Raw genomic sequence first — 9,631 nt, forward strand, 5'->3', positions numbered from 1 at the left:
ACGATGCCTCGCCAGCCGGCGAGGCATTTTTCATTCTGCCGTCACGACACCGGGCACCACCCACTGCAACGGCATCCGATTTGCATCCGACGCCCTGACGATATAAATTCAGTAATTACTAATATGAAGATAGTCCCGCCGCGGCCATGCAACGGAACCTGCTCCGCCCGCCTCCCCCGAGGAAGCCACCGTACAACGAAGCCACACGCATGAATCGCCGCCTCCGCTACTACTATCTGTCGTGGGCCCTGTTCCGGCGCCGGCTTGCCCTGTGGACCAGCGCCATCCTGATCGGTGTGGCCGGCATCCTGTTCATGCTCGGCTCGCGCGCGGTCGATGCGCTGTTCCTGCAGGTGTACGCCGTGTCACCGTGGCTGTCGCTGGCCTGGACTCCGGCCTTCTTCGTGCTGTCGATCTGGCTGATCCGCACCGTCTGTCCCGACGCCGGTGGCGGCGGCATCTCGCAGACCATCGCCGCGCTGGACCGCCGCGGTGCGGCATTGCGCGACCGGGTGCTGACGCTGAAGGCCGCCGGGGTCAAACTGGTCGCCACGCTGATCGGCATCGGTGCCGGCGGCACGTTCGGCTATGAAGGCCCGATCGTCCACGTCGGCGCCGCGCTGACTTACGCCATCGGCAAGTTCAACCACATCACCAGCGAGGGCGTCGCCCGCAGCCTGATCCTCGCCGGCGGCGCCGCCGGTGTGGCCGCCGCCTTCAACACCCCGCTGGCCGGCATCGTGTTCGCCATCGAGGAAATGCATCGCGGCTTCGAGCACCGAGCCAGCGGCGTCATGCTGATCGCCGTGATCCTGTCCGGTCTGGTCACCATGGCCGTCTTCGGCAACTACGACTACTACGGCGTCGCCTCGATCCATTTCCGCGCCATCGGCACCCAGCAGATCGTCGCCGTCATCCTGACCGGCCTGATCTGTGGCGGCTTTGGCGGTCTGACCGCGCGCATGCTGATCGCCATCTCGTCCGGCAGCACGCACTGGATCTTCCGCCAGCGCACCCACCGCCCCTATCTGTTTGCCGGCAGCTGCGGGCTGGCGATTGCCGTGATCGGCCTGTCGACCCACGGCCTGAGCTTCGGTACCGGCTATGAACAGGCCAAGCTGCTGCTGGAAGGCGGCGGCGGCCAGGAAATGGACTACTTCGGCATTACCAAGTTGTGTACGCTGGTGCTGTCGCAGCTGTCCGGCGTAACCGGCGGCATGCTGGCACCGTCGCTGACCATCGGCGCCGGCTTCGGCCACGATATCGGCCGCTACCTGCCCGAGGTGCTGCCGCAGGCGATGGTGCTGCTCGGCATGGTCGGCTACTTTGCCGGCCTCAGCCGTTCGCCGCTGACCGGTCTGGTAGTAGTGATGGAAATGACCGACTCGTCGTCGATGGTGATCCCGCTGATGGTCACCGCGCTGCTGGCGTCCGGGGTGTCGCGGCAGATCTGTCGCCAGGGGCTGTATGACGCGCAGGCCAGGCTGCTGCTGCTCGCACTGCGGCGCGAACAGCAGGCCGCCGCCGACAAGCCTTGATGCCGGCCAGGAAAAAACGGGGATGCGTTGACCGTGCCGAGCCGCTGCGGATAAAATCCGACTGAATCAGTCAACCATTCTTCAGGACACCGCACCATGCGCGACGTGCAAGCCGAAATCCGCCAGGTCATCACCGAACATCCGGTGGTCCTGTTCATGAAGGGCACCGCCCAGTTCCCGCAGTGCGGCTTCTCCGCCAAGGCGGTGCAGATCGTCAAGGCCTGTGGTGTCGACCGCCCGGCCACCGTCAACGTGCTGGAAGACCCGGAAGTCCGTCAGGGCATCAAGGACTTCTCGAACTGGCCGACCATCCCGCAGCTGTACGTGAACGGCGAGTTCGTCGGCGGCTCGGACATCATGACCGAGCTGTTCCAGTCCGGCGAACTGCAAAAAATGATCGGCGCCGCCGCCTGACCCGGGCGGAAGGGGCGAGAGTCAATACCTTTCGTCCCCATTCCACCAGAGTTTGACTACAAGCTCGCTAGGCAGCCGGGTTTGGCTGTAGAATCCTGCCCCAAGCCAAAATACACCTGTCGTCCGGCAGCGCACCGCGCTGCCGGTGTTGTATCCGGGGCAAGGAAATCATGAATCTGACCATCGTCAAACATCCGCTGGTGCAGCACAAGCTCGGCTTGCTGCGCGAAGGCAATATCAGTACCAACAAATTCCGCACGCTGACGCACGAACTCGCCCGTCTGCTGGCTTATGAGGCCACGCGCGATTTCGAGCTCGAAACGATCACCATCGACGGCTGGAACGGCCCGATCGAGGTCGAACAGATCAAGGGCAAGAAAGTCACGGTCGTACCGATCCTGCGCGCCGGTCTCGGCATGCTCGATGGCGTGCTCGACCTGGTGCCCAGCGCCAAGATCAGCGTCGTCGGCCTGTACCGCAACGAGGAAACCCTCGAACCGGTGCCGTACTTCGACAAGTTCGTCGACGGCCTCGACGAACGCATCGCCCTGATCATCGACCCGATGCTCGCTACCGGCGGCTCGATGGTCGCCACCATCGACCTGCTGAAGCGCAAGGGCTGCAAGTCGATCAAGGCCATCGTCATGGTCGCCGCGCCCGAAGGCATCAAGGCCGTCACGGCCGTGCATCCGGACGTGCAGATCTTCACCGCGTCGCTCGACAGCCATCTGAACGAACATGGCTACATCATCCCCGGCCTCGGCGACGCTGGCGACAAGATCTTCGGCACCAAGGGCTGAGTGACATGAATCCCGAAAAGGCGACCTCTACAGGTCGCCTTTTTTATGAGAGCCCTGTTTTCGGCCCCACGATTGCTCTTCCACGGAGAATTCCATGATTCAACACCTGAAACAAGCGGTGGCAGGCGCACAAATCCTGTTCGTCGCATTCGGGGCGCTGGTGCTGGTCCCGCTGCTGACCGGCCTGAACCCTGCCATGGCGCTGCTGGGCGGCGGCATTGGCACCCTGCTGTTCCAACTGTGTACCGGCCGCAAGGTGCCGATCTTCCTCGGTTCCTCGTTCGCCTTTATTGCCCCCATCATCTATGCGACCCAGACCTGGGGCCTGCCGTCGACCATGTTCGGCCTGTTCGCTGCCGGCTTCATGTACTTCGTGTTCGCCGCGCTGGTGCGCTGGCGCGGCGTCGGCGCCGTGAACAAGCTGCTGCCGCCGGTGGTCATCGGTCCGGTCATCATGATCATCGGCCTGTCGGTCGCCACCGTGGCCAGCAACATGGCCATGGGTCGCGCCGGTGGCGAGCAGGTGATCCCGTACGCTGACGCCCTGCTGCTGGCTGCCGTGTCGCTGGCCACCACCATTGTCGTGGCGATCTTCGCCCGCGGCATCTTCCGTCTGGTACCGATCCTGTCCGGCGTGATCGTCGGCTATGTCGTCGCCTCGTTCATGGGACTGGTCGACTTCGGCAAGATCGCCGATGCGCCGTGGTTCGCCATGCCGCACTTCATCACCCCGGAAGTGAACTGGGCCGCGGCGCTGTTCATGCTGCCGGTCGCCATCGCGCCGGCCATCGAGCATATCGGCGGCGTCATGGCCATTGGCGGCGTGACCGGAACCGACTACACCAAGACCCCGGGCCTGCACCGCACGCTGGCAGGCGACGGGCTGGGCGTCTGTCTCGCCGGTCTGATCGGCGGCCCGCCGGTCACCACCTATGCCGAAGTTACCGGCGCGGTGATGATCACCCGCAACTTCAATCCGGTCATCATGACCTGGGCGGCGCTGTTCGCCATCGTGCTGGCCTTCTTCGGCAAGTTCAATGCGCTGCTGCAGTCGATTCCGATGCCGGTCATGGGCGGCATCATGGTGCTGCTGTTCGGCACCATCGCCAGCATCGGCCTGAAGACGCTGATCGAATCCAAGGTCGACCTGATGGCGCCGAAGAACCTGGTCATCGTGTCGGTGGTGCTGACCTGCGGTATCGGCGCGCTCGAACTCAAGCTCGGCAGCTTCACCCTGGTCGGCGTCGGCCTGTGCTCGGTCCTGGCCATCCTGCTGAACTGGATCCTGCCGTCGGCGAAAAGCCACGAAGGCATCAGTGAAGGGCAGGACGTCTGACACCTGCAGACAAAAAAGGGGGGAGGCCCGCAAGCCTCCCCCCTTTTTGCATTTTCAGTTTCCTGCCATCAGCACGGCACATCCGCATTGCGACGCGCGTAGTACCACCAGTTGACCAGCAGGCAGCTCAGGTAGAAGCCGATGAACGCGTACAGCGCCGCATCGACCCCGCCGGTCATCGCGATCGAGGTACCAAAGCTCTTCGGGATGAAGAAGCCGCCATAGGCGCCAACCGCTGCCGAGAAGCCCAGCACCGCAGCCGATTCCTTAGTGGCTTCGGCACGGGCAGCGGTAACCGACGACGGCGTCCGCCGCTCATGGAAGGTCTGGAAGATCACCGGCACCTGCATGAAGGTCGAACCGTTGCCGACACCGGTCAGCGCGAACAGCGCCAGGAAGCTGCCGAGGAACAGGCTGAAGCTGCCGCCGGCACCATGCTGAGGCAACGCCGCCAGCACACCGAACACGGCAACAATCATCAGCACAAAGGTCCACTGCGTGACCCGCGCACCGCCGAGCTTGTCCGAGATCCAGCCGCCAAGCGGACGGGCCAGTGCGCCGACCAGCGGGCCGAGGAAGGCGAAGCGGGTCGGGTCGACATCAGGGAACTGGCCCTTGATCAGCAGCGGGAAACCGGCCGAGAAACCGATGAACGAGCCGAAGGTACCGACATACAGCCAGCACATCAGCCAGTTGTGCTTGCGGCGGAAAATCACAGCCTGGTCGGAGAACGAAGCCTTGGCGTCGGCGATGTCATTCATGCCGAACCACGATGCCAGCGTCGACAGCACGATGAACGGCACCCAGATAAAGCCGGCATTCTGCAGCCAGACCATCTTGCTGACGTCGCCCTTGATCCAGGTCTGCCCTTCGCCGCCCAGGGCGCCGAACACACCGACGGTCATCACCAGCGGCACGATGAACTGCATCACCGACACGCCAAGGTTGCCGAGACCGGCGTTCAGGCCCAGCGCCGTGCCCTTTTCCGCCTTGGGGAAGAAGAAGCTGATATTGGCCATCGACGAGCTGAAGTTGCCGCCGCCAAAGCCGCACAGCAGCGCCAGTACCAGCATCGTGGTGTAGCTGGTGCTGGCATCCTGCACCGCATAACCGATGCCGATGGCCGGAATCAGCAGCGTCGCGGTGGACAGCGCGGTCCAGCGCCGGCCGCCGAACACCGGCACCATGAACGAGTAGAAAATCCGCAGTGTGGCACCGGACAGCGACGGCAGCGCCGCCAGCCAGAACAGCTGGTTCTGCGAGTAGTTGAAGCCGATATTCGGCAGGTTGACCACCAGGATGCTCCACAGTACCCAGATGGCGAACGCCAGCAGCAGGGCGGGAATGGAGATCCACAGATTGCGGCGGGCAACCGCCTTGCCGGTGGACTGCCAGAAGTCGGTGTTTTCCGGCTCCCAGCGCTTCAGTACGTATTCAGCCATGGCAAATCTCTCTTCAATGGGGCGATCAGGCAGCGGCGCGGGCGGCTTCCAGCTCGCGGGCGAGCGGTTTGAACGAGTAGTGCATCCAGACCAGTGACACGGCAGCGGTGCCGTACAGCAGCATGAAGCAGCTGGAGCGAATGCCGGTCAGGTCGACCAGCGCACCGAACAGGATCGGCAGGATGAAGCCGCCGAGACCGCCGGCCAGCCCGACCACGCCGGAAACGGCGCCGATGTTGTCGGTGAAATCATCGGAGATGAACTTGAACACCGACGCCTTGCCGACGGCCATGGCGATCCCGGCCACGAACATCACGCCGGTGAACAGCCACGAATTCAGGCCGATATGCAGCGACTGCGGGCCGTTGATGGTGGCGATCACCATCTCCGTCTGCGGATAGGACAGGATGAAGAAGCACGCCAGCAGCACCCACATCACCCACCAGGTGGTCTTGTAGGCCCCGATGCGGTCGCTCATCCAGCCGCCGATGGCACGCAGCACACCGCCCGGCAGCGAGAAGCAGGCGGCGAGGAAGGCCGCGTGCTTGATATCGAAGCCGTACTCGCCGACGTAGTACTTGGTCATCCACAGCGACAGACCGACATAGCCGCCGAACACCACCGAGTAGTACTGGCTGTAGCGCCAGACGCGCGGGTCCTTCAGCACTTTCAGCTGTTCGGCCACCGTTACGCCCTTGCCGACCACGTGCTTCGGATCATGGAAGCTGAAGCACCAGAACAGGAGCGCCGTTACCAGCATCACGCCGGCGTACACCTTCGGCACCAGGGTCCAGCCGGCAGCGGCGATCAGGGCCGGTGCCACGAATTTGTTGACGGCGGCACCGGAGTTGCCGGCCCCGAACACCCCCATGGCCAGCCCCTGCTGGTCGCGGCGGAACCAGCGCGCAACATACGGAGTGCCAACCGAGAACGTGCCGCCGGCCAGACCGATGAACAGGCCGATCACGATGAAATGCCAGTAGGCGGTCGCATACTCCATCACGTAGATGGGGATGACCGTGGACAGCATCAGGATGAACATGACGATGCGACCGCCAAAGCGGTCGGTCCACATGCCGAGCGGCACGCGGATCAGGGAACCGGACAGGACCGGCGTGGCCGCCAGAATGCCGAACTCGGTCTCGTTGAGCCCGAGCTGCTGCTTCAACGGAATGCCGACCACACCCAGCATCATCCACACCATGAAACAGACGGTAAACGACCAGGTGCTCGACGCCAGTACCGCATATTGCTTGTATCGTTGCGAAGCCATTTCTGGGCCTCTCCCTACCGGGAATGGGGTTTTTGACCTGAGCGAGTCTATGCCTGCACCAGATCGGCCCCCATTCCCCGGAAGGTGTGACAGACAGTGAATTCGGGCTAGTTATATATACTCCTTTGGAGCTATTCGACGCCGCCGGTACCCCTGGCCGGGTGCGGACAATGATCCCCCAGCCGCAATGGTGTAAAATCCGGCACAATTTTCAGCCAGAGGCCCGCCATGAGCATCAAATCGGACAAGTGGATTCGCCGGATGGCGGAAGAGCACGACATGATCTCCCCGTTCGAGCCGGACCTGGTCCGTCAGGTGAACGGGCAGAAGGTCATCTCTTTCGGGACGTCCAGCTACGGCTACGACATCCGCTGCGCCGACGAATTCAAGGTCTTCACCAATATCAATTCGACCGTGGTCGATCCGAAGAACTTCGACGAAAAATGCTTCGTCGACATCAAGGGCGACTACTGCATCATCCCGCCGAACTCGTTTGCGCTGGCGCGCACGGTCGAGTACTTCCGCATTCCGCGCAAGGTGCTGACGGTCTGCCTCGGCAAATCGACCTATGCGCGCTGCGGCATCGTGGTCAACGTGACGCCGTTCGAGCCGGAATGGGAAGGCTATGTGACGCTGGAGTTCTCCAACACCACGCCGCTGCCGGCCAAGATCTACGCCAACGAAGGCATCGCCCAGGTGCTGTTCTTCGAGAGCGACGAAGAGTGCGAAGTGTCGTACAAGGACCGCGACGGCAAGTACATGGGCCAGCACGGCGTGACCCTGCCGCGCCCCTGAGCGGCATCGGCGCGACGGACGGTGCGGCGTTTCGCTCGACTTCCGTCCGCCATGGTCTAACTTTGATGCTGGTGGATCCGGATCCGCCCCGGCCCTGCCCGTCACCGGCACGGCCGGCACCGGGATCCGCCATCTCCAGACGTCATTGCATTGGAGCGTTGCAGTCCCCCTTGCTGCGGCGCTCTTTTTTTGCCCGCTCGTCACGCACCGCCTATGATCGGAACCATCGTCATTCCCTGTCAGGCCCGATCAGATGGCAACCGTCATGCAATGGGAGCAACTGCTCTCCACCCGCCGTTTCAAGCATGTCGACGGTCGCATCGAGCCCAGCCGGTCCCTGCCGGGCGAGCCGGATGCCGGGCTGCGCAGCGACTTCCATGTCGACCACGACCGGGTGGTGTTCTCGAGCGCCTTCCGCCGGCTGGGACGCAAGACCCAGGTTCACCCGCTGGCCCAGAACGACCATACCCATAACCGGCTGACGCACAGCGTCGAAGTCGCCTGCGTCGGCCGCAGCCTCGGCAACCGCGTCGGCGCCATGCTGGCCATGGACAACCGGCTGCCGGCCGGCTACTCGGCCTTCGATATCGGCGCCATCGTCCAGGTCGCCTGCCTCGCCCACGACATCGGCAATCCGCCATTCGGCCATACCGGCGAGGATGCACTGCGGGTCTGGTTCCGCCATCCGGACCATGCGCGCTATCTGGTCGGGCTCAGCGATGCCGAGCGCCAGGACATCCAGACCTTCGAGGGCAATGCGCACAGCCTGCGCATGGTGTCGTCACTGGAGATGTACGGCCGTGAAGGCGGCATGCGCCTGACTTCGGCCTCACTCGGCGCACTGACCAAGTATCCGTGGACCTCGGACACCTTTCCGGCACGCGGCAAGTTCAACCTGTATCGCTCCGAACTCGATTACTTCGCGGCCGTGGCCACCGAACTCGGGCTGCCCCGGCACGGGCAGCATCACTGGGCACGCCATCCGCTGGTCTACCTGATGGAAGCGGCGGACGACATCTGCTACGCGATTCTCGACCTGGAAGACGCCGTCGAAATCGACATCATCGATGTGCGGGAATTCGAAGCGCTGCTGACGCCACTGGCCGAAATCGACCGTGTCTGGAGCACCGACGACCCGCGGCAGAAGTGCGCGATGCTGCGCGGCATGGCCGTCGGCAAGTGCGTCAGCAATGTCGCCGACCGCTTCATGGCCCACCACGATGCGCTGCTCGACGGTGAATTCGCGGCCAAGGACCTGCTGGCGGTCTGCACCGGGCGGGTCAGCGATGCGCTGAGTGCAGCCAAGGAACTGGCCAGCCGCAAGGTCTACCGCCACCCGAGCAAACTGGTCACCGAAATTGCCGCCTACCCGTGCCTGGCCACCCTGCTGGATATTCTTGTCCCGTCCGCCCATGCGTATATCAGCCATCCCCAGCGGACACTCAGCCCGCGCGACGCGACCCACCTGGCGCTGCTGACGCCAAGGCTGGAAGCGGATGATTCGCTGTATCAGGCCTACATGAAGATCCTCGATTTCATCGGCGGCATGACCGACAACCATGCGGCGCGGCTGGCGCGGCAATTGTCCGGCGTCGGGCTGGTCTGAGAATGCCCGGCAGCCGCTAACCGGTATTGGGCATTCATCTCATCCTGACAGGCAGCGAGCCATGAAAGAAGCCCCCGTGCATGGCACGGGGGCTTCTTTGCGTATCCGTCACGATCGCCACGCACCAATGAAAGAAGCCCTCGTACAGGGTACGAGGGCTTCAGTATAGGACCTGGCGGTGACCTACTTTCGCATGGGCAAGTGCCACACTATCATCGGCGCAAAGCAGTTTCACGGTCCTGTTCGGGATGGGAAGGGGTGGTTCCCGCTCGCTATGGCCGCCAGGGTAAAAGGTTGGTCGCCGGGACTTATCCCAACAACCAGAAACAGAAGAAGCAACAACTTCAAGTCAGATTTTGCGTATCGCTCGCTCACACAGCCGAATGTCTCGACTTATAGGATCAAGCCGCACGGGCAATTAGTATCG

Annotated in this window: 8 protein-coding genes and 1 rRNA gene; 6 read left to right on the forward strand and 3 right to left on the reverse strand. The window is 63.2% G+C overall.

Going from position 1 to position 9,631, the window contains the following annotated elements; translation table 11 throughout:
* Positions 1 to 209: 209 nt before the first annotated feature.
* The 4 genes from Q352_RS21470 (at position 210) to Q352_RS0115450 (ending at position 4,088) form a co-directional block, all read left to right on the forward strand.
* Positions 210 to 1,538, forward strand: coding sequence for a chloride channel protein (locus tag Q352_RS21470; RefSeq protein ID WP_036386614.1), 1,329 nt, complete (start codon positions 210 to 212; stop codon positions 1,536 to 1,538).
* Between the two features lie 96 nt (positions 1,539 to 1,634).
* Positions 1,635 to 1,952: a Grx4 family monothiol glutaredoxin gene (gene grxD, locus Q352_RS0115440; RefSeq protein WP_028500115.1), complete on the forward strand. Its 318-nt coding sequence runs from the start codon at positions 1,635 to 1,637 to the stop codon at positions 1,950 to 1,952.
* Between the two features lie 170 nt (positions 1,953 to 2,122).
* The gene (upp, locus tag Q352_RS0115445) at positions 2,123 to 2,752 is read left to right on the forward strand and encodes a uracil phosphoribosyltransferase (RefSeq protein ID WP_028500116.1); all 630 of its coding nucleotides are present in this window, start codon (positions 2,123 to 2,125) and stop codon (positions 2,750 to 2,752) included.
* 94 nt (positions 2,753 to 2,846) lie between these two features.
* On the forward strand, positions 2,847 to 4,088 hold the full coding sequence (locus Q352_RS0115450; RefSeq protein ID WP_028500117.1) for a uracil-xanthine permease family protein: 1,242 nt from the start codon (positions 2,847 to 2,849) through the stop codon (positions 4,086 to 4,088).
* A gap of 68 nt (positions 4,089 to 4,156) precedes the next feature.
* On the opposite strand, the gene Q352_RS0115455 is transcribed toward Q352_RS0115450, so the two are convergent.
* Together Q352_RS0115455 and Q352_RS0115460 are read right to left on the reverse strand one after the other, a co-directional pair.
* Positions 4,157 to 5,530: a NarK family nitrate/nitrite MFS transporter gene (locus Q352_RS0115455; RefSeq protein WP_028500118.1), complete on the reverse strand. Its 1,374-nt coding sequence runs from the start codon at positions 5,528 to 5,530 to the stop codon at positions 4,157 to 4,159.
* A 25-nt stretch (positions 5,531 to 5,555) separates the two neighbouring features.
* Positions 5,556 to 6,803 carry an MFS transporter gene (locus Q352_RS0115460; RefSeq protein ID WP_028500119.1) on the reverse strand — a complete coding sequence of 416 codons (1,248 nt, stop codon included), beginning with the start codon at positions 6,801 to 6,803 and terminating at the stop codon, positions 5,556 to 5,558.
* 228 nt (positions 6,804 to 7,031) lie between these two features.
* On the opposite strand from Q352_RS0115460, the gene dcd reads away from it, so the two are divergent.
* Positions 7,032 to 7,598, forward strand: coding sequence for a dCTP deaminase (gene dcd, locus Q352_RS0115465; RefSeq protein ID WP_028500120.1), 567 nt, complete (start codon positions 7,032 to 7,034; stop codon positions 7,596 to 7,598).
* A gap of 253 nt (positions 7,599 to 7,851) precedes the next feature.
* Entirely contained in the window at positions 7,852 to 9,204 is a 1,353-nt protein-coding gene (locus Q352_RS0115470) for a deoxyguanosinetriphosphate triphosphohydrolase (RefSeq protein WP_028500121.1), read from the forward strand.
* A gap of 170 nt (positions 9,205 to 9,374) precedes the next feature.
* Here the strand turns inward: Q352_RS0115470 and rrf are convergent.
* Positions 9,375 to 9,490: ribosomal RNA gene (gene rrf, locus Q352_RS0115475) — 5S ribosomal RNA — on the reverse strand.
* Positions 9,491 to 9,631 lie beyond the last annotated feature (141 nt).

The organism is Microvirgula aerodenitrificans DSM 15089 (assembly GCF_000620105.1).
In the GTDB taxonomy this organism is placed as follows: Bacteria; Pseudomonadota; Gammaproteobacteria; order Burkholderiales; family Aquaspirillaceae; genus Microvirgula; species Microvirgula aerodenitrificans.